Raw genomic sequence first — 19,569 nt, 5'->3', positions numbered from 1 at the left:
TCACCATGATAACACGCCACCCGTTAGAGTTATCACGTGTTTTCTTTTGCAGACAAAAACCGCCCCGAAAAGCATTTCGGGGCGGCTTCCGGGTCAGCGATCAGTAACGGTAATGCTCCGACTTGAACGGGCCCTCGACGTCCACGTCGATGTATTCCGCCTGTTCCTTCGACAGCTTCGTCAGCTCGCCGCCCAGTGCTTCCAGGTGGATGCGGGCGACCTTTTCGTCCAGCTTCTTCGGGAGGCGGTAGACCTCCTTGTCGTACTCCTCGGTCTTGGTGAAGAGTTCGACCTGCGCGATGACCTGGTTCGCGAAGCTGTTCGACATCACGAAGCTCGGGTGCCCGGTCGCGTTGCCGAGGTTCAGCAGCCGGCCCTCGGACAGCACGAGGATGCTCTTGCCGTCCGGGAACACCCACTCGTCGACCTGCGGCTTGATGTTCACGCGCCGGATGCCGGGGTAGCGGGCGAGACCCGCCATGTCGAGTTCGTTGTCGAAGTGGCCGATGTTGCCGACGATCGCCTGGTGCTTCATCCGCGCCATGTGCTCGACCATCACCACATTCTTGTTGCCGGTGGTGGTCACGTAGATGTCGCCCTCGTCCAGCACCGACTCCAGGCGCTTGACCTCGTAGCCGTCCATCATCGCCTGCAGCGCGCAGATCGGGTCGATCTCGGTGATGATCACCCGCGCGCCCTGGCCGCGCAGCGATTCGGCCGCGCCCTTGCCGACGTCGCCGTAGCCGCAGACCACCGCGACCTTGCCGCCGATCAGCACGTCGGTGCCGCGGTTGATGCCGTCGATCAGCGAGTGCCGGATGCCGTAGCGGTTGTCGAACTTCGACTTCGTCACCGAGTCGTTGACGTTGATCGCCGGGAACAGCAGCTCGCCCGCGGCCGCCAGCTGGTACAGCCGCAGCACGCCGGTGGTGGTTTCCTCGGTGACGCCCTTGACGCCCTGCCCGATGGCGGTCCACTTGCCCTTGTCCGCCGCGACCGACGCGCGCAGCAGCTCCAGGAAGACCTTCCACTCCTCGGGGTCCTCGTCGTCGGCGGGCGGAACCACGCCCGCCTTCTCGTACTCGGTGCCCTTGTGCACCAGCATGGTGGCGTCGCCGCCGTCGTCGAGGATCATGTTCGGGCCTTCGCCCTCCCACGTGAGCATCCGCTCAGTGCACCACCAGTACTCCTCGAGCGTTTCGCCCTTCCACGCGAACACCGGGACGCCCTTGGGCTCCTCGGGCGTGCCGTGCGGGCCGACGACGACCGCGGCCGCGGCGTGGTCCTGGGTGGAGAAAATGTTGCACGAGGCCCAGCGCACCTCCGCGCCGAGCGCCACCAGCGTCTCGATCAGCACCGCGGTCTGCACGGTCATGTGCAGCGAACCCGCGATCCGCGCCCCGCGCAGCGGGTAGACCTCAGCGTATTCGCGGCGCAGCGCCATCAGCCCCGGCATCTCGTGCTCGGCGAGGCGGATCTCCTTCCGGCCGAACTCGGCGGCGTCGAGATCGGCGACGGCGAATTCGATGCCGCCCCGGGTGTCGTGCCGCTTGACAACGCTTTCGGGGGTCATAGTGCGGTTCCTCCAAGGTTTGATGGCACCTGAACAGTACCGTTGTCGGCTCGACCCTGACTCGAACGGATGAGGAGAGAATCACCGTGCCCGCCCCGCTCCCCGGCCCTGACACCCGCATCGTCGAAATGAGGGTGTCCGGACTCGTGGGCACGAGCGGCGAGACGCTCCTCGACACGGTCCAGACCGTCGACGTCGCCGGCGACGGACTCGGCCGCGTGGTACGCCCGGCCGACCGGCTGCGGCGTCCGGCTCCCGGTCCGGTGGTGCCCGCGCTCGGCCGGTCGATTCCGCGCACCGTCGAAGGCTACCTGTGGAGCGGCATGACGTCCGGCGGCGTCGCGAAGGCCGCCTGGGCGCTGCTGTTCCCTTTCTCACTGGCCAACGTCGCGTTCTGGATGCTGCCGCCGGTGCACCGCGGCCGCTGGCTCGGCGGCCTGTGCCGCGGCCTGCTGCGGATCGCCGCCGTGCTGCTCACCATGCTGCTGGTCAGCCAGGTCGCGGCAGCGGTACTGGACCTCGTCGCGACACAATGTCTCGCCCCCGGGCGCGCCTGCCTCGCCTGGGTGACCCCCGAACTGCGCAACGGGCCGCTGCGGATCGGCGTCGGCGTGGCAGTGCTCCTGGCGCTGGTCTACGCCCTGCACCGGATCTCGTCCACGAACTGGCGGGTGCGCCCGCCCGCGCATCCCGGCCGCAAAGGCGTCCCGATGCGGTTGCGCGCCGATCCGGAAGCTCCCGGAATGTCCGCGACACACGCGGTTGCCGCGCTCGCCTGCATCTCCCTGCTCTTGCTGGGCGGACCATTCCACGTGCCCACGAAAATCCCGCAATTGATCGCGTGGATCTGCACCCTCGCCCTGGTTCTCGCGGTTTTGGCCGGAGGCGCGATCGGCAGCGACGCTGGTGCCGTCGCACGCCGGAGCCTGATCACTTTCGCGACGCTGCTGGTCATCTTCGCCACTGTGCTGGCCAACCCGGTCGGCAACCGGCTCCCCGGCGTCGACACCACCGTCGAAGGCCTCGGCGGCGCCTTGCTCGTAGTCACCCTGCTGTTCGCGCTCGCGCTGATCCCGTCGGCTCTGCTGGCCCGTCCAACCTGGCGCGACCGCCCGCGCCGGCTCCGCCCGTGGCTGGGCGGCTGGGCAGCGGCCCCGGTACTCGCACTGGCCGGCCTGCTCGGCGGCGGTTTCGGCGCCGGGCTGGCGATCGCCATCCGAAAACTGCTCCGCGCGGACAAACTCGCCCTGCCCACGACGTACGACCTGGTCACCGTCCTGTGGGGCGGCGGGCTCGGTCTGATGGCCCTGCTCGCCATCGCCGGGTACGCCATCGCCGTCCCGCTGCGCCGCCGCCGGCGCGGCATCCCGCCGATCGTCGAACTGATGGAACACGACGAACAGCAAGAACAAGACGCCGCGCGAGCGTGGGCACGCTCAGCCTGGGAACGCCGTCACCTGCACCACCTGGCTGTGATCGTCTCCCTGGGGCTCTGCGTCGGTGCGATCGCACTGCTCGTCGTGCGGTTCGGCTTCAACCTGCAGCCAGGCTGGTTCACCACGGCCTCGGCGATCGGTGTGTTCGCCCTGGGCGCGCTGGCCGCGGGACTGCTGCGAGTGGTCTACTCCGCCGCCCGCTCCCCCCAGCGAAGCCGGCACCTGGGCGCGCTGGCTGACCTTGTGTCCTTCTGGCCGCGCGCCGCCCACCCCGGGGTACCGCCTTGCTACGCCCTCAAGGTCGTCCCCGAACTGGCGTCGCGAGTCAAGGAACACCTCGCCGAGCCGGGTACCCGAGTGGTCCTGTCCGGTCTGAACCTGGGCAGCATCCTCACCGTGCTCACGGCGGCTCAACTGTGCGCCGAGCTCCCGCCAGACGAACGCGACCGAGTCGGCCTGCTCACCGCCGGATCCCCGCTGCAATGGGGTTACCAACGCGCTTTCCCCGCGGTCCTGCCGCAAGACTCGCTGGCCGACCTGTTCTCCTCGCTGGACGGCCGCTGGCGCGCACTGTGCCGAGGCACCGACATCTTCGGCGGCGGCGTCACCACCTGGCGCCACCAGACAAGCGGTGGCCACCTGCTCGGCGAGGGCTATCTCCCGGAAGGCAAATGGGGAGCCCTGGAAGCGACCCCAGACGACGCGGGGGTCCTGGTCCTGGGCGGCGACCACTGGGTCCCCGACCCGCTGCGAGCCCCTGACGGCCGCCGCCGCTGGGCCCCCGGAGTCCTCAAACACACCGAATACCTGGCCGATCCGGAGTGGGACAACGCCGTAGCGATGGCCGCGGGCCTGGGCCGCCCCAACGGCCGCGCCCGGACGCTGGGCGAACAAGGCTCCCTGTTCGGCGACCTTCCCCGCCCCCGCTGACGACGCCGGGTCTTCGGAAGAAGATTCCTTCCGAAGACCCGGCACGGACTAGCTGATCAGTTGGTCCCGCGGCGACGCAGCTTCAGCAGCGCGAGCAGACCGCCGCCAGCGACGATCAGCACGCCGGCGACCCAGAACAACCAGGCGTTGTCGAATCCGGTGTTGGCCAGGCCGCCGCCGGTGCCGTTCTGGTTGCCCGCCGGGACCACGGCCGGAGCGCTGGTCGTGGCGGGAGCGGAGGTCGCGCCGGCCGGGGCCGGGGAGGTCGCCGGAGCGCCCGGCGTGGTGCTCGGCGCCTCGGAAGTCGGCTGTCCCGGAGTCGTGGTCGGGGTCTCCGAAACCGGAGGCTTGGTCGGCGCGGTCTTGGTTCCGCAGGCGAACCAGTGGCTGATCGTCGGCAGCTGCTCGCCGCGGTTGATCGGCGAGCGCAGCTTCTCCCACGGCGGCGTGGCCGACATGCCTCGGCTGCCCGGCACGTACACGTTGAAACCGGGGCCGCCCTTGACCACGATCGCGGTGACCGTGACGCCCTCGCCCACTGCCGTGACGTTCAGGTACTGGTCCTTCTCCGTGCCGCCGGTGACGGTGAGGTCGCCCTCGCCGAGCAGGTCGCCGGCCACCTTCGCCTCGGCACAGGTGGTCGCGTTGCCCTCGACCGGCTTCGCCCGGCTGTCGTCCGTGGTGCAGGCGAGCGCAGAGGTCGCGGTGCCGAGCAGAGCGAGACCGGCCACGGCGGCGACGGTGAAACCGGCACGCAGTCTGGTGCTGATGGGCATGGAGTTACTCCTCAGAGGAAAATCCGAACGGGGGATAACACACGCGGAGAACTGCGACCCTCCGTAGGAACCCCGACCACTGTTCGTGCGAATTACCCGAGAGTGATTAACCCGTCAGAGGGAAGACGACGCGGAGAGTATCGCACCCGCAGTTGCCTGATCACCCTGGGTTCGAGTCGCCGCCCGAACCGAAATCGGCGAGTTGCGGACTCGTGACCACGCACGCGAAACGGCCCGCCGCCCAACCTGGGCGACGGGCCGTTGAACAGCGAAAACAGGTCAGTCGGCGACGGGCGGCGCGGGATCGGCGACCACCCCGCCCTGGTCGACACCCGACTGCCGCTTCCCGAGCAGCGAGTGCCGCCGGCTGTAGGCGAAGTAGATGACCACGCCGACCACCATCCAGACGACGAACCGCAGCCAGGTCAGCACGGTCAGGTTCAGCATCAGCCACAGGCAGGCCAGGATCGCCAGCGGCGCGATGATCCACACGCCCGGCACCCGGAACGCACGCGTCAGGTCCGGGCGGGTCTTGCGCAGCACCAGCACGCCCGCGGACACGAGGATGAACGCGAACAGCGTGCCGACGTTGACCATTTCCTCGAGCTTGTCGGCCGGGAAGAACGTCGCGCCCGCCGCGACCAGTGCGCCGACCACGAGGGTCGCGCGCTTCGGCGTCCCGCGGTCGCTCGTCTTGGCCAGCGAACGCGGCATGAGACCGTCGCGGGACATCGCGAAGATGATCCGCACCTGGCCGAGCATCAGGACCATGACGACGGTGGTGAGTCCGGCCAGCGCGCCGACGGAGATGATGTTCGCGGCCCAGTCGACGCCATTTGCGGAGAACGCGGTGGCGAGCGTCTTGTGGCTGCCGTCGCCCGCCTTGGTCGACAGATCGGTGTAGGGCACCATGCCGACGACCACGAGCGACACCGCCACGTACAGCACGGTCACGATCGCCAGCGAGCCGAAAATGCCGCGCGGCACGGCCTTCTGCGGGTTGCGGGTCTCCTCCGCGGTGGTCGCGACGATGTCGAACCCGATGAACGCGAAGAACACGATCGACGCGCCGGCCAGCAGGCCGAAGATGCCGAAGGAGCTGCTGGCGCCGCCCGCGATGAGCGAGAACAGCGACTGGTCGACGCCGCTCGACCCGGATCCGGCGGACTTGCCCTCGGGAACGAACGGCGTGTAGTTGCTGGCCTTGACGTAGAAGATGCCGAGAATGACCACGAACAACACGACGGCGACCTTGATGCCGGTGATCACCATCGAGAAGCGCGACGACAGCTTCGTTCCGAGCACCAGCAGCGTCACCAGCGCGGCCACGACGAGGAGCGCGCCCCAGTCGATGCCGAAGCCGCCGCCGAGATCGATCGACGTCTTGGTGCCCTTGCCGAAGATGTACTCCAGCACCGTCTGCAGATAAGACGACCAGCCCTTGGCGACCGCGGCGGCGCCGACGGCCAGCTCCAGGATCAGGTCCCAGCCGATGATCCACGCCATGAACTCGCCGAAGGTGGCGTAGGAAAACGTGTACGCGCTGCCCGCGACCGGGACGGTGGAAGCGAATTCGGCGTAGCACAACGCGGCGAGCGCACAGGCGATAGCCGCGATCACGAACGCGACGGACACGGACGGACCGGCGTAGTCGCCCGCTGTGCGCGCGGTGAGCGTGAAGATGCCGGCGCCGATGACCACCGCGACGCCGAAGACCGTGAGGTCCCAAGCGCTCAGGTTCCTGCGGAGTTTCGTCTCCGGTTCATCGGTGTCCGAAATGGACTGCTCGATTGACTTCGTGCGCCACAAACCAGTGCCGGGCAACGTTGACCTCCTGCGGTGACCTTCGTGGGGACCGGGCGCCACCCTAGCGTGTCAGTTGGGCGCCAGCTGTCCGGACAGCTCAGCGGGTCTCGCGGTCGAGGTCGGGCTCCAGGTAAATCAGCGTCGCGACGGGGACCTTCGCACGCACGCGAGCCTCGGCGTCGTCGATCGCGGTGGCGATCGCGGCGGTGTCGAGACCGGGCACGAGCGCGAGCTTCGCGGCGACGAGCAGTTCGTCCGGGCCGAGGTACTGGGTGCGGATGTGGATGACGCGCTCGACCTTGCCGGCGGCCAGTTCGTCCACAATGGTCGCGAGGTCCGTGTCGGTCGCGCCCTCGCCGATCAGCAGGCTCTTCATCTCGACGATCAGGATGATCGCGATCACGCCGAGCAGCACGCCGATGAAGACGGTGCCGATGCCGTCGAACACCGGGTCACCGGTAAGCACCGACAGCCCGACGCCGAGCAACGCGAACACGAGGCCGAGCAGCGCGCCGGAGTCCTCCAGCAGCACGACCGGCAGCTCGGGTTCCTTGGCCTGCCGGATGAACCGCCACCAGCTCGCGTTGCCCTTGATCTTGCGCGATTCGCCCATCGCGGTGAAGAAGCTGTAGCCCTCGAGACAGATCGCGACGAGGAGAATGACCACCGCGACGACCGGCGTCTCCAGCGGCTGCGGCTCGATGATCTTGTGAATGCCCTCGTAGAGAGCGAACGCCGCACCGAGCGTGAACAGCATGAGCGCGACGATGAACGAGTAGAAGTACCGGTCGCGGCCGAACCCGAACGGATGCTCCCGGGTGGCGCGCCGTTTGGACGTCTTCTGCCCGAGCAGCAGCAACCCCTGGTTCGACGTGTCAGCCAGCGAGTGCACCGCCTCCGCGAGCATCGACGACGACCCGGTGACCAGGAAGCCGACGAACTTGGCCACCGCGATCCCGGCATTGGCGGCGAGCGCCGCGATGATCGCCTTGGTACCCCCGCCAGCTGACACTTCCCGCTCCCCTGCTCCGCGCCCGAATTGCCCGGAGGGAGCCTAGAGGAGCCTTGGCGCCGGGAAGCGCTGGGTCCGGAAACCAGCCGGTCAGATCACAAGTCGCAAGCCCCGGCAGTGGCCCGGAACAGTTGCGAGCGCGCTCCGCCCAACGGACGCACCCGCACCGCCGGATCCGCTGCGGGCAGCCACACCGACTGTCCCCGCCGCAGTTCCACCTGTTCGCCGTCCGAGGCGACCACCAGCAGGTCTCCTTCGGTGCACAACAAAATCTGCGGCCCGGCCGAGTCGACCTCCAGCTCGGCGTCGTCTCCGGCCGCCCATTCCATTCGCGACAGTTCGAATTCCGGGGCGTCCGTGTGGTACACCGCCATCCGCTGGCCGGCGCATTCTCCGTGCTGCACCGGCATTTCGCCGCACGCGAAGTCGACCACGCGCAGCAGTTCGGGCACGTCCACGTGCTTCGGGGTGAGGCCGCAGCGCAGGATGTTGTCCGAGTTCGCCAGGATTTCCACCGCGGTGCCGTGCAGGTACAGGTGCAGGTTCCCGGCGGGCAGGTAGATCGCCTCTCCGGCACGCAGAGTCAGGCGGTTGAGCAACAGCGCGGCCAGCACGCCGGCGTCGCGCGGGTGCGCCTCGCCGAGTTCCAGGATCGTGCGGCATTCGGTCGCGAACTCGCCGTGGTCCTGGACGTGCCGGACGCACGCGTCGAGCACTTCCGGCAGCAGTTCGTCGAGCGAGGACTGCGGCAGCGTGATCCAGGTGGTGAACAGCGCGCGCAGACCGGCCGGGTCCGGTTGGGCTTCGAGCAGGCCGGTGTACTTGCCCAGCCCGGGCGTCTCGATCGCCTTGAGCAGCTTGACCGTCCGGTGCGGGTCGCGGAACCCGGCCAGCGCGTGGAACTCCGTCAGCGCGCAGACCAGCTCCGGCTTCGCCGTCGGGTCCGGGTAGTTGCGGTTCGCGGCGTCGCGCGGGATGCCCAGCTTCTCCTCGCGGGCGTGGCCTTCCGCGGCCTGCGCCGCCGACGGGTGGGCCTGCATCGACAGCGGTTCTTCCGCGGCGAGGATCTTCAGCAGGAACGGCAGCCGGTTGCCCCAGCGCCGTGCACACTCTTCGCCGAGCTGGCCGACCGGATCGGCGTCGACGAGTTCGAGCAGGCTCAGTTCGGTGCCGTCCGGGCCGAGCACGTGCGACGGGTCCCCTGGGTGCGCTCCCATCCACAGCTCGGCCTCGGGGTGCGGCGCCGGCACCGGACGTCCCTGCAGCTGCGGGATGGCCGTTCGCGATCCCCAGGCGTAGGGCCGTACGGCGTTGCGCAACAGCTCCACTGTCAACTCCCAATCCTTCCCGTCGGCGCTGGGCCGACGCACGCGGCGGCGGAACCGCCTGCCCGCGTTCCCCCCTGCTCCCTCAGGCGGAGGCCGGTTCGTATCTCCCGGCCCCGCCGATGCTGCCCGCCGCCAGCCCCAGGTACACCGCGGCCAGCTCGAACCGCAGCGCCAGCACCGCGGCGCGGACGATCTCGTCGGCCTCGATCTCCTCGGCGGGCGCGATCAGGTCCGCGCCGGGCAGGTACTCCTCGGCTTGGTACCGGGCCGCCTCGGTGGCCGGACCGGTCCGCACCGACAGCAGCAGCACCCGCGTCGCGACTCCACCAGGGGAGTCGTCCGGATCGGCGAAAATGTCTCGCTCCGCGCCGCCTGATTGGGCTGCCCGGCGCAAGGCCGGGCGGGCCAGCGCCTGCCGGTAGTCCTCCACGTCGCACACCAGCGCGGCATACGCGGCGAAGGCGTGCGCCGCGTGCTCGCCGACCGCCACCGCGACCGGGTCGAGCCCCCACAGCAACGGCACCCGGTCCGCGACCCGCAGCGCGAGCGCCTTCGCCGGGTTGGCGAACGACTCGCGTGCCAGGTAGTCCTTCTCCGCTTCGAGGTCGAGCTGGTCGGCGAGCTCCTGCACGTCGGCGACCAGCAGGCCGAGCGCGTTCGCGGTGAGCAGCCCGGCGGCCAGCCCGCGCGGGAACGCCAGCTCCGGCGGCACCGGCACGCGCGGCGCGAGCAGGACGCCCTTGCCCGCGACCGCCGCCGCGACCGGCCCCTCCGCCGGCGCGGACAGCACCACCGACGCGCCGAACCGGGCGGCGCGCTCCAGCGAAGCGGCCAGCTCGCGGTCTCCCGCGTCGTCGGTGTGCGCGAACACCACGTCCAGCGCGCCGATCCAGGCCGGAACCGATTCGGCCACCACGACCGGCACCGGGCACGACGGCGCGAGCAACGCGGCCAGCAGCCGGGTGAGCGTGCGGCTCACCCCTGGCCGGTCGATGAGCACGAGCGAACGCGGACGCCCGACGTCCAGCCGTTCGCTCAGCTCCAGTTCGGCCGCTGCCTCGGCGGTGGCTCGCACCTGCGCGCCGGCCATCGCGGCGGCGCGCAGCAACCCCGCGCGGTCGGCATCGGCCAGCCGCGCGGAGTCGTCGAGCAGGGAATCGTCAAGCATGGTCAAGCACTGTCGCCGTGATCAGCGTCGGGCCCGGCCGAGCCGGGCAGCGTCGCCTCGTCGAGCAGCAGCACCGGGATCCCGTCGCGGACCGGGTACACCCGGCCGCATTCGGTGCAGGTCAGCGCGTCGGCCTCGGCGTCGTCCGGCGTGCCGGGACGCAGCGGCGCGTGATCCGGCGACGGGCACGCGAGGATCTCCAGCAGCTGTGCGTCAAGCGTGATGGCCATGGTTCCTCCATACCACGCGTCGTTGGGGTGTTGAGGGCGCCTTCCGGACACAATCCGGCGCCAGCCGGTCAGGCCCGGACAATGGCCAGCACCTCGGCGGTGAGCGCCTCGACCGCGGCCCGGTCGGCGGCCTCCACGTTGAGCCGCAGCAGCGGTTCGGTGTTGGAGGGGCGCAGGTTGAACCACGCGCCGCCGGGCAGCTGCACGGTGAGCCCGTCCAGCTCGTCGATCTCGACGCCGGGCTTGTCCGCGTAGGCGTCCTTCACCGCGATCATCCGCGCGACCTGGTCGCTGACCGTCGAGTTGATCTCGCCGGACGCCGCGTAGCGCGAGAAGTCCTGGGTGAGCGCGGACAGCGGGCCGTTCTGCTCGCCGAGCGCGGCGAGCACGTGCAGCGCGGCCAGCATGCCGGTGTCGGCGCGCCAGAAGTCGCGGAAGTAGTAGTGCGCGGAGTGCTCGCCGCCGAAAATCGCCCCGGTACGAGCCATCTCGGCCTTGATGAACGAGTGCCCGACCCGCGTGCGCACCGGATTGCCGCCGTGTTCGGCGACGATCTCCGGCACGCCCTTCGACGTGATCAGGTTGTGGATGATCGTGCCGCCCGGCTCCTTGGCCAGCTCGCGCACCGCGACCAGCGCGGTGATCGCGCTCGGCGACACCGGCTCGCCGCGCTCGTCCACGACGAAGCAGCGGTCCGCGTCGCCGTCGAACGCCAGCCCGGCGTCCGCGCCGACCTCGCGCACCTTGGCCTGCAGGTCGACGATGTTCGCCGGGTCGAGCGGGTTGGCCTCGTGGTTCGGGAAGGTGCCGTCGAGCTCGAAGTACATCGGCACGATCTCGATCGGCAGGCCCTCGAAAACGGTCAGGACGGTGTGCCCGCCCATGCCGTTGCCCGCGTCGACCACGATCTTGAGCGGCCGGGAGCCGGAGAGGTCGACGAGGTTGCGCAGGTAGGCGGCGTAATCGCCGAGGACGTCGCGCTCGGAGACGGTGCCGCGCTGGCCGTCGAAGGCGGGAACGCCCTGCTCGACGGTGTCGCGGATCTCCGCGAGGCCGGTGTCCTGTCCGACCGGCGAGGCTCCGGCGCGGCACATCTTGATGCCGTTGTACTTCGCGGGGTTGTGGCTCGCGGTGAACATCGCGCCCGGCAGGTTGAGCGAACCGGAGGCGAAGTAGAGCTGGTCGGTGCTGGCCAGGCCGATCGACACCACGTCGAGGCCCTGAGAGGTCACCCCGTCGGCGAACGCCTCGGCCAGACCCGGCGACGAATCGCGCATGTCGTGGCCGATCACCACAGCCGGTGCCTCGGGTTTGATGAGCAGCGCGAACGCGGCCCCGAAGTCCCGGACGAGGGCGGCGTCGAGCTGGTCGCCGACCACGCCGCGAATGTCGTAGGCCTTCACGATGCCCGAAAGGTCTGGCACGCCTTCTCCCCGCCGCTAGTTCCGTGGCGACGCCCCTCGCGCCGCGGGCGAAAGCCTACCGGGCGGGAGGACAGCTCAGGCGCGCCCCGGGAGGACGCGCAGATGGCCGCGCCTGCCGGAGGGCCCTTCGGGCTCGGGCTGCACGGCCGGGACGTCGGAGCGGCCGGCCTCGCGGACCGCCTCGGCCAGCGCGGTCAGCTCGTCGGCGGACTGTTCCGGAGCGGCGAAGGCCCCCTCGTGGCGGACGACTTCCCAGCCCTTCGGGACGGTCAGCCGCAGCGCGTGGGCCTCGCAGAGATCGTAGGAATGCGGTTCGGAAGCGGTGGCCAGCGGTCCGACGACCGCGGTCGAGTCCTGGTAGGCATACGTGAGCGTGGCGACAGCGGGTTCGAGGCAACCCGTTCGCGAACATTTCCGTACGCTCCGCACGATCGGAAACGATAGCGCGTCGCCGCGAGCGAAGTACCGGCGACACGCGCGTCGTCCTGGCGACCGCATAGACTTGGGCGGTGGCGACGGCTCGTGACTACCGACAACGGCAGCGAATGCGGCGGGACCGGCATGGCCGGGGCCTGCGCGGGACGCTCTATCCGGCGTCCCTGCCCGCGGCCGCGAGCCGGGCGGAACGCTTCGACGCGCTGGTGCTGGACGCTCTGGAGCCGATCGAAGCGCGCTGGCGGCACGAGCTGACGAAACTGGACGTCGCAGTAGACGACGTACCCGAAGTCCCCCTGGACGGCCGAGCCCCGGCAGACGGCGTACTCCACGACGGCGCAGTCCCGCTGTCACGCCTGGTCCCGGCAGGAGTCGACCGATCCGGCCTGCCCACCCGAGCCCGCATCGTGCTGTACCGGCGCCCCCTGGAAGCACGCGCGAAAGACCCCTCAGAACTAGCAGACCTAGTACACGACGTCCTGGTAGAACAAGTCGCCGGCTACCTAGGCGTAGAACCAGACGTCATCGAAGGCGACTGACCCACACACGCACAACGAGGCACCCACACCTCCCCCGCACCCCGATACGAAGCCTCCCTGCGGTCTGGGGGTGCTTGTCAAGGCATCTTTCCCGCCTTGACAAGCACCCCCAGACCGTCAGCACAATCAAGCTTCGGGGTGCCCCACGCGAGGACCGGGCGCAATGTCGCCGCCAGGCGACGAGCCGCCCGCGACTACCCCACCCGCCTCCGAGACGGAATCGCAGTCAAAGCCGTAAACAACACCGCCGCCAACTGCACCAAAAGCAACAATCCCCGCTCAGTCCCCGGGAAAGTCACCGAGACCTCCGAAGGCTGCGCAGGCACCGACACCGCCACCTGATGCCCCCACGCAGGCACGATCGGCACGGCCTTCCCGTTCACACTCGCCTGCCACCCAGCCTCCTGCTCCGCGGCCAGCACCAGCAACCGCCCAGTCGGCCCTTCCGACGCCCGCACCCGCACATCCGGCAACTGCGCGGTCACCGGCGAAATCCCCGGATTCGTCCCCGGCGCGCCCCCGCCGGTCACCGCCTGTTTGGCCAGCTCCGGCGAGATCAACGCCACCTGTCCGGACTTAGGCAGCAACCGCAACGTCGGACGCCCGTCCGACATCGGCGCCGCCACCGCGGCAAGGTCGCTGGCCGCCGCGGCAAAAGCCCGCGCGTCCGTCCCGACCGGCAACACCACGTACTGGACCCCAGACGCCGCGGCAGCCGCGTAAACCCGCTTGAGCGCCGCGACATCCCCTTGCCCGAGCCCGCGCCGCCACTCGGTCAGCCGCTCCGGCGTGCCCTTGACCGGCGCGAGCTCGTCGTCGCCGAAGAGCGCCAGCCGGCCACCGGTCTGCCGCACCTGCGCGGAACTGACGTCCAGCACCGACCGCCCCGTCGCAGCGACATCCGCGGCCACCTCAGGCGCGAGCTGTGGACGCGGCCGTGCAGTCAGCGGTCCCTCCGAACCAGTCGCGAGCGCACCGGCAGCCAGTGCGGCCACCACCACAACGCCAGCCACGGCCAGCACCTTCGGCAACCACGCCGCGGGCATCGCCGAACCGCCGCGCTGCCAGGTAGCCAGCACTGCCCACAGCAGCCCGGCTCCGACCACGAGCAACGGAACCCCGGCGTACCCGGACGCAGGCGCACCGCCCTGCATCGGCGTCAGCTGCACCTGCCGGACCAGGACCACGCCGACCAGGCCGAGCACCGCGAGTGCCAGCCCGCCGACGACCTGTTTCCGCGGCCGGACCACGAGCGCGACGAGCGTCGCCGCGAGCACCACCACCCCGGTCGGCCAGGCCCCCGGACCGCCCGGCGTGAGGCCCGCGAGATCCGTCGTGGACGCGGGCGCGGCCGGACCGCCGAGGCCTTGCAGCAGCAGTTCCGGATGCCGCAAGAGCACGGTCGGCCACGGCAGCAGCAGCACCAGCGGCAACAGCACCACGATCCCGACCGACGCGACGCGGCGAGCCAGGCCCGAGGGCGCGGGCAGCACCACGAATCCGACCAGCAGGCCGACGAGCGCGAGCCCGTGCGCGAGCGGCGAGAACGCGCCGAGCAACGCGACGCCGAACGCGGACAGCGCCGAGACATGCAGCCACCGCGTGCCCGGCCGGGTCAGCAACCGGACGATGCCCGCGATCACGAGCGGCAGCACGAGGTGCACCACAACCACATCGAGCCGCCCCTGCGCGACCGACGCGGTAGCAGCGGGCAGCAACGCGTACACCGCGGCGACAGCGGCGCGCACCCAGCGGCGCACCGCGAGCTTGCGGGTGGCGACGTAGGCGCTGAGCGCGGCGAGCGGGATGTCGCCGATGAGCAGGATCGCCACGAGCGCGGCCGGACCGCCGATCGGAGCGAAGATCGCGCCGATCGTGCCAAGCACCGGCAGCGTCGCGGGGGCGGGCGCACCGGTGCCGCCGGCGATCGAGTGCCACGGCGACAGGTACGTCGACCAGATCTCGCTCAGCCCGCCGACCGGCAGCAGCTGGCCGCCCCACAGGTCGAGGCCGAGCCGGCCGCGGTTGAGCACCAAGGCCAGCGCCGTCAGCACGACGACCAGCACCACCGGCGGCGCGAAGATGGTCGCGGCGAGCACGCGTCGCCGGTTGACCTCCACGAACACCAGATCCGGTTCCGGCGCCGCCGGTTCCGGGCGAGGCGCCGGAGACGGGTGGTCCGAGACCTCTTCGACCGGTTCAGTGTCCTCTTCGGACACCGGAGCTTCCGGCAGCGTGACCGCGACGACCGTGCCCGGCCGGCGCAGCCCCCGGCCTCGAGTGCTCAGGCCGCGCAGCGCGCCTGCGGGCAACGCGTCCGGACCGACGGGCCGCGCGCCGGACGCGGCGAGCGCCTCCGGCGGGATCCATGCGGACTCCTGCTCGACGCTCTCCGGCACCGTCCCGAGCGCGACGTCGCTCTGCACGCCGCGCCGGACGAGCCCGACCACCCCGGCGCTGATCGCGTTGCGCAGCCTCGTGATCCGGCTCGTGAAGAGCCCGCGGACAGTTCCCGGCCGCGGCTGATCGCGCCGCCAGGCCCGCGCCGCGCGGAGATTTCCCTTGCCCCCGCACACGTATCCGAGCGCGGCCAGTTCCGCCCCGGCTTCGGTCGTGCGCCGCAGGACGAAGAACACGAACGCGCGCAGCACCAGCATGACCGGCAGCCGGACGAGCCCGAACCAGAACGACGGCGGCGAGCAGTTCACGAGAAAGACGCGCACGCCGTGCGAACGGTTGAGCGCGGCGAGCGGACGGCCGGCGGCGTCCGGGGTGCGTTGTCCGGTGGACAGCGCGCGAGCGTGCCGGACGCGCGCGGCGGGCACGGACAGCACGAGCGAGCCGGCCGCGTTGGCACGCCAGCCGAAGTCGAGATCCTCGCGCAGCAACGGGAAGTCCTCGTCGTAGCCGCCGAGGGTTTCCCAGAGTTCCCGCTGCACCAACGATCCCGCGCTCGGCACGGCGAGAACCTCGCTGGGTTCGCCGTCCGGCGCGGCCATCTGCTGGCGGTGCCCGGAGGCGTCGGTGGACAGCCCGGCCTCGACGATCAGCCGCGGATCGGTCCAGTCGGTGCCGAGCGGGCCGAGCACTTTCGCGGACGGGTTTTCCTCCGCGGCGCGGAGGAGCTGGGCGAGACAGTCGGCTTCGGGAGCGCAGTCGTCGTGCAGGATCCACAGCCACGATCCCGGATCGCCCCACCGATCGACCGCGTGCGCGACGGCCGCGGCGACCGCTTCCGCGAACCCGGTTTCACTCGGCAGAGTGACAACTCCGGACAGCACGGGTTCCTCGGCGGCCGCGCCCGGCTGCGCTGCGTCGGCGAGCAGTTTCGGGGTACGGTCTGTTGACCCGGTGTCCACGGCGAGCACGTGCCGCGGACGGACTGTGCTGCGCCGCAACGCGGAAAGCGCCAGCGGCAGCCATTCCTCGCCGTCGTGACAGACCACAATGGCCAGAACGGGCAACGTCCGCACAGCGGGCGGAACGACGGTGCGAGGCAAGAACGGCTCCTGCTCGGACGGGACGATAGGTGCGGTCACCCTACGGCCTGCACCGTCGCGCCGGCACCGGCCCACGCCGCGCGTCCGGCGGATCCCACCGCGTGGACCGGCCCAGGATCAGTCCCGGCCGATCGGGCAGGCACAAGCGAAATACCGCGAGCGCGCTCCAGCGGGAACCGGCGGCACCCGGTCCGGCCGCGAGATCCCCGGCACGCCGAGGTTTCCGCGGCAGAAGACGAAGATCACAAAGAGAACCACGGCACAGCACCGATTTTCCGACGCCGTGACGGCACTTCCGCCCTCACCGCATCGCCGAACCGGGCCGCGCGAATCCGTCGAATGTGCCCGGCGCCACCCCGGCGAGGACTCCCCATCCCGCCCGCGTCGCACCGGCCGCATCGCTCGCTCGCCGGCGCGGCAACGACTGCCGTGGCGGCGGGACGCACCCCCGGCCCACGGAGACCGGGGGGCCGAAACCCTTTAAACCGCGCGTTTCTTCAGCTTGCGACGTTCCCGTTCGGACAGTCCGCCCCAGATGCCGAAGCGCTCGTCGTGCGCCAGCGCATACTCGAGACAGTCGTCCTTGACCTCGCAGCCAAGGCAAATCCGCTTGGCCTCGCGGGTCGAGCCGCCCTTCTCGGGGAAGAACGCCTCCGGGTCGGTCTGCGCGCACAGGGCGCGCTCCTGCCAGTCCTGCTCCTCGGGGACGTCGAAAAGGTCGGTCAGATCCCCGAGCTGCTGCTCCGGGTTCTCTCCCCAACCCACGACGTGCCCCCATTCCCTGTTGTCCGCTTCCAACCGCACGTCCGCCTCCTCGCTCCTACGCACTCCCCAGGCTGGCGGTGGTGAAACGACACCCGCTGCCCCCTCCGACAGCGAATGACATCACTGTGATTACACCTGTGTAGGTCGGCCAGGTCAAGCCGAGTAGCGAGTTCGGGGGATCTCCGTGCCCGGGTGCGCAAGGGGACACGCCGAAGACTTCACACCGGGCATACGGAAGACTGGTGGGGTGCAGAGATCAGCAGTGCGCCCGAGCCCGATCTTCCTCGGCATCCTCGCCGTCGCCGTCGCCGGTGGTTTCCTGGCTGCATACGGTGATTCCACGACTCTTCTCAGTTCCCGCGACCCGATGTTCATCGCGGGCGTCGTGCTGCTCGTCCTGGGCGGCTGGATGGCTTCGCTGACGCTCCACGAGTTCGGGCACGCCTTCGTCGCCTTCCGCGGCGGGGATCACGAGATCGCTCACAAGGGGTACCTCTCGCTGGACGTCCGGCGCTACGCCGACCCCGTCCTGTCCTTTGTGCTTCCGCTGATCTTCCTGCTGATCGGCGGCATCCCGCTGCCCGGCGGCGCGGTGTGGATCAACCGCGGCTCGCTGCGGAACCGCGCGACCGCGTCGTGGACGTCACTGGCCGGCCCGCTCGCCAACCTCGCCGTCGGAGCCGCGCTGTGCCTGGCGACGATGCTGATCCCGATGGCGACCGGTCTTTTCTACGCGATGTCGTACCTCGCGCTGCTGCAGGTGATGACGTTCCTGATCAACATTCTGCCGGTGCCGGGGCTGGACGGCTGGGGTGCGCTGGAGCCGTACCTCTCCCCGCAGGCGCGGGCGTTCGGCGCGCGAGTGCGGCCGTGGGCGCCGCTGGCGCTGTTCGCGCTGTTCTTCCTCTTCCGGCCGTTGTCCGATCTGCTCTGGACGATCGCCGAGGGCATCTACGAGCCGCTCGGCGGCAACGCGACCGCGTCCGCCATCGGGCAGAAGGCGTTCCTCTTCTGGCGGTGACCGCTCAGGCCCACTGCCGGTGGGCCATGAGCCACGCGTGCGCGCGCTTGTACACCTTTTTGAGCCCGGAGCGCTCGCCGAGATAGTCGCCCGCCGCGCCGACCACCGGCAGCATCCCGAGTGCCCGGTGGATCCACCGGCCGCGCGGGCGCTTCTCGAGTTCGCCGGTGATCCCCCACAGCGACTTGCCGAGGTGCCAGAGCGTCCGCGCGACGGCTTTCGCCGTGACCTTGCCGTGCTTGCGGTGGGATTCGTCGAGTTCCTCGGTGAGCCGCGCGGTCTCACTGTCCTCTGCGGACTTCGCGGACTTGTCGTGCCCGGCTCCCGCCGCGAGGTCGGCGTCGATGTCGCGTTCGAACAGCACCGAGGCGATCAGCCGGACGCGGCTGCCGACGTCGGTCACGCCGTACTCCCCCGCGATCGCGCACAGCACCAGTCCCTGCGACGCGGCGCCGAGGGTGTCCTGCACCGGCAGCCGGTCGGCGAGCGCGCCGCCGAGTCCGGGAATCGACGTCAGCAACGAGGTGAGCCTGCCGACGCGATTGACCCACCAGCTCGCGCGCTGGTCGATGTCCATCGCCGCCCACCCCGCGGTGCCCGGCACCTTCACCGTCGTCAGCGCGTGGAGCATCTTCTTCTTGAAGCCGGCGTCGGCGAATTCGTCCTCGCCGCGCCGGGCACGCGCCTGCAAGCCGAATGGGTCCGCCTCGCGCAACGCGTCGAGCATCGGGGCGCAGGCGCGGACGAACGGGCGCAGAATCGCCACGACCTGACGGTCCGAAATGGCCTCAGCCACTCATCCCTCCCTTCGCCGCGGCCCGGCCGAGCCCGCCGCCGAGGACGAGCGCGGCGGGCAGCGCGCTCGCGCCGAGCAGAAGCAGCGCACGCCAGTCCTGGACGAGCACGACGTCGCCGCCCGGGCCGAACAGACCGACGCCGAACACGACGAGTACCCATACCAGCAACGGCACGAACGACAGCCCCGGCCGCACGAGCTTCCCCGCGGTCAGCACAAGCCACGGCGTGGTGACCGCCCCGACCACCGCGGTGATCGGCAGCGGCACCTCCCCGAGCGGGCCGACCCGGAGCGGGAGGAAGAACAGTTCGAGCAGCGCCAGCACGACCGCGTCGAGCGCCAGCAGCACCAGCATCAGCCACTGGTCGCGAGTGAGCGGGGCGGACACGGTCACCACCCGCCGAAGAGATCGGTCTCGGCGCCGCTGCCGTCGCCGTGGGCGAGCACGAAGTACTCGGCCGACGGGATCGGCTGCGCGATGCTGTTGGTCAGCGCGAAGTGCGGAACCGCGCCGTCGACCACGGTCAGCTGGGTTTCGTGCGCGCGCAGAGCCGCCAGCTTCGCCTGCCGGTGCGCGGAGATGTCGACCACAGTGGTGATCTTGCCGTCCGGAGTGGACGGAAGCTCGCCGTCGGCGGCCACCCGGAACGGTGATGTCCCGTCGGCGCGCAGTTCGGCGAGCCCGACGGTGAGCGCGGCCTCGGACTGGACCACGTGGAAGACCCGCTCGACCGACGGGGCGTCCGGAGCCGCCGCCATGGTGATCTCGTGCGCGCGGATGTGGTCGGGATGGCCGTAGCCGCCGAAGGAGTCATAGGTGACGACGACCT

General features: G+C 70.4%; 17 protein-coding genes. 3 read left to right on the top strand and 14 right to left on the bottom strand.

The features are described 5' to 3' along the window. Positions 1-100: 100 nt before the first annotated feature. Positions 101-1,573: an adenosylhomocysteinase gene (gene ahcY, locus H5411_RS23395; RefSeq protein ID WP_101437816.1), complete on the bottom strand. Its 1,473-nt coding sequence runs from the start codon at positions 1,571-1,573 to the stop codon at positions 101-103. A gap of 128 nt (positions 1,574-1,701) precedes the next feature. Here ahcY and H5411_RS23390 point away from each other — a divergent pair, with 128 nt between their 5' ends. Further along, positions 1,702-3,939 (top strand): hypothetical protein, encoded by a 2,238-nt coding sequence (locus H5411_RS23390; protein ID WP_183125016.1) that lies wholly within the window; start codon positions 1,702-1,704, stop codon positions 3,937-3,939. Positions 3,940-3,995: 56 nt separating this feature from the next. On the opposite strand, the gene H5411_RS23385 is transcribed toward H5411_RS23390, so the two are convergent. From H5411_RS23385 to H5411_RS23350, 8 genes are all read right to left on the bottom strand, one after another. Continuing rightward, positions 3,996-4,715 (bottom strand): hypothetical protein, encoded by a 720-nt coding sequence (locus H5411_RS23385; protein WP_183124981.1) that lies wholly within the window; start codon positions 4,713-4,715, stop codon positions 3,996-3,998. A 279-nt stretch (positions 4,716-4,994) separates the two neighbouring features. Further along, positions 4,995-6,539 carry an amino acid permease gene (locus tag H5411_RS23380; RefSeq protein ID WP_101437814.1) on the bottom strand — a complete coding sequence of 515 codons (1,545 nt, stop codon included), beginning with the start codon at positions 6,537-6,539 and terminating at the stop codon, positions 4,995-4,997. 79 nt (positions 6,540-6,618) lie between these two features. Next, positions 6,619-7,533, bottom strand: a complete 915-nt coding sequence (locus H5411_RS23375; RefSeq protein WP_183124980.1) for a cation diffusion facilitator family transporter — start codon at positions 7,531-7,533, stop codon at positions 6,619-6,621. 95 nt (positions 7,534-7,628) lie between these two features. Next, positions 7,629-8,861, bottom strand: a complete 1,233-nt coding sequence (manA, locus tag H5411_RS23370; RefSeq protein WP_101437812.1) for a mannose-6-phosphate isomerase, class I — start codon at positions 8,859-8,861, stop codon at positions 7,629-7,631. Between the two features lie 82 nt (positions 8,862-8,943). After that, complete coding sequence (locus tag H5411_RS23365; RefSeq protein WP_101437811.1) at positions 8,944-10,029, bottom strand: hypothetical protein; 1,086 nt, start codon at positions 10,027-10,029, stop codon at positions 8,944-8,946. 2 nt (positions 10,030-10,031) lie between these two features. After that, positions 10,032-10,259, bottom strand: a complete 228-nt coding sequence (locus tag H5411_RS23360; protein WP_101437810.1) for a Trm112 family protein — start codon at positions 10,257-10,259, stop codon at positions 10,032-10,034. Between the two features lie 68 nt (positions 10,260-10,327). Further along, positions 10,328-11,683: a phosphomannomutase/phosphoglucomutase gene (locus H5411_RS23355; RefSeq protein WP_183124979.1), complete on the bottom strand. Its 1,356-nt coding sequence runs from the start codon at positions 11,681-11,683 to the stop codon at positions 10,328-10,330. 75 nt (positions 11,684-11,758) lie between these two features. After that, complete coding sequence (locus H5411_RS23350; RefSeq protein ID WP_101437808.1) at positions 11,759-12,112, bottom strand: DUF3499 domain-containing protein; 354 nt, start codon at positions 12,110-12,112, stop codon at positions 11,759-11,761. 116 nt (positions 12,113-12,228) lie between these two features. Between H5411_RS23350 and H5411_RS23345 the strand changes: the two genes are divergently transcribed. Continuing rightward, a complete protein-coding gene (locus H5411_RS23345) occupies positions 12,229-12,657 on the top strand; it encodes a metallopeptidase family protein (RefSeq protein WP_101437807.1) in 429 nt (142 codons plus the stop codon). 194 nt (positions 12,658-12,851) lie between these two features. Here H5411_RS23345 and H5411_RS23340 read toward each other — a convergent pair whose 3' ends face one another. Together H5411_RS23340 and H5411_RS23335 are read right to left on the bottom strand one after the other, a co-directional pair. Continuing rightward, complete coding sequence (locus H5411_RS23340) at positions 12,852-16,157, bottom strand: glycosyltransferase family 2 protein (protein ID WP_183124978.1); 3,306 nt, start codon at positions 16,155-16,157, stop codon at positions 12,852-12,854. Positions 16,158-16,637: 480 nt separating this feature from the next. Continuing rightward, positions 16,638-16,961: a WhiB family transcriptional regulator gene (locus H5411_RS23335; protein WP_037355639.1), complete on the bottom strand. Its 324-nt coding sequence runs from the start codon at positions 16,959-16,961 to the stop codon at positions 16,638-16,640. A gap of 223 nt (positions 16,962-17,184) precedes the next feature. Between H5411_RS23335 and H5411_RS23330 the strand changes: the two genes are divergently transcribed. Beyond that, complete coding sequence (locus H5411_RS23330; RefSeq protein ID WP_101437805.1) at positions 17,185-17,943, top strand: site-2 protease family protein; 759 nt, start codon at positions 17,185-17,187, stop codon at positions 17,941-17,943. 4 nt (positions 17,944-17,947) lie between these two features. Here H5411_RS23330 and H5411_RS23325 read toward each other — a convergent pair whose 3' ends face one another. The 3 genes from H5411_RS23325 to H5411_RS23315 form a co-directional block, all read right to left on the bottom strand. Continuing rightward, the gene (locus H5411_RS23325) at positions 17,948-18,739 is read right to left on the bottom strand and encodes a hypothetical protein (RefSeq protein ID WP_101437804.1); all 792 of its coding nucleotides are present in this window, start codon (positions 18,737-18,739) and stop codon (positions 17,948-17,950) included. After that, complete coding sequence (locus tag H5411_RS23320) at positions 18,732-19,133, bottom strand: hypothetical protein (RefSeq protein ID WP_101441079.1); 402 nt, start codon at positions 19,131-19,133, stop codon at positions 18,732-18,734. The genes H5411_RS23325 and H5411_RS23320 overlap by 8 nt, the downstream gene beginning before the upstream one ends. Then, a partial coding sequence (locus H5411_RS23315; protein WP_463672090.1) for a PIG-L family deacetylase occupies positions 19,130-19,569 on the bottom strand: 440 nt, incomplete at its 5' end. The genes H5411_RS23320 and H5411_RS23315, both read right to left, overlap by 4 nt.

The organism is Amycolatopsis echigonensis, from assembly GCF_014174495.1.
Classification (GTDB): domain Bacteria; phylum Actinomycetota; class Actinomycetes; order Mycobacteriales; family Pseudonocardiaceae; genus Amycolatopsis; species Amycolatopsis echigonensis.
Note: the sequence above shows the minus strand (reverse complement) of the source record. Positions and strands in the feature narration are given on the sequence as shown.

Bases quoted from the DNA above. Each gene is read 5' to 3' on its own strand.
- H5411_RS23365 (WP_101437811.1), bottom strand. From the start codon at position 10,029: ATGCTTGACGATTCCCTGCTCGACGACTCCGCGCGGCTGGCCGATGCC.
- H5411_RS23360 (WP_101437810.1), bottom strand. From the start codon at position 10,259: ATGGCCATCACGCTTGACGCACAGCTGCTGGAGATCCTCGCGTGCCCG.
- H5411_RS23345 (WP_101437807.1), top strand. From the start codon at position 12,229: ATGCGGCGGGACCGGCATGGCCGGGGCCTGCGCGGGACGCTCTATCCG.
- H5411_RS23390 (WP_183125016.1), top strand. From the start codon at position 1,702: ATGAGGGTGTCCGGACTCGTGGGCACGAGCGGCGAGACGCTCCTCGAC.
- ahcY (WP_101437816.1), bottom strand. From the start codon at position 1,573: ATGACCCCCGAAAGCGTTGTCAAGCGGCACGACACCCGGGGCGGCATC.
- H5411_RS23385 (WP_183124981.1), bottom strand. From the start codon at position 4,715: ATGCCCATCAGCACCAGACTGCGTGCCGGTTTCACCGTCGCCGCCGTG.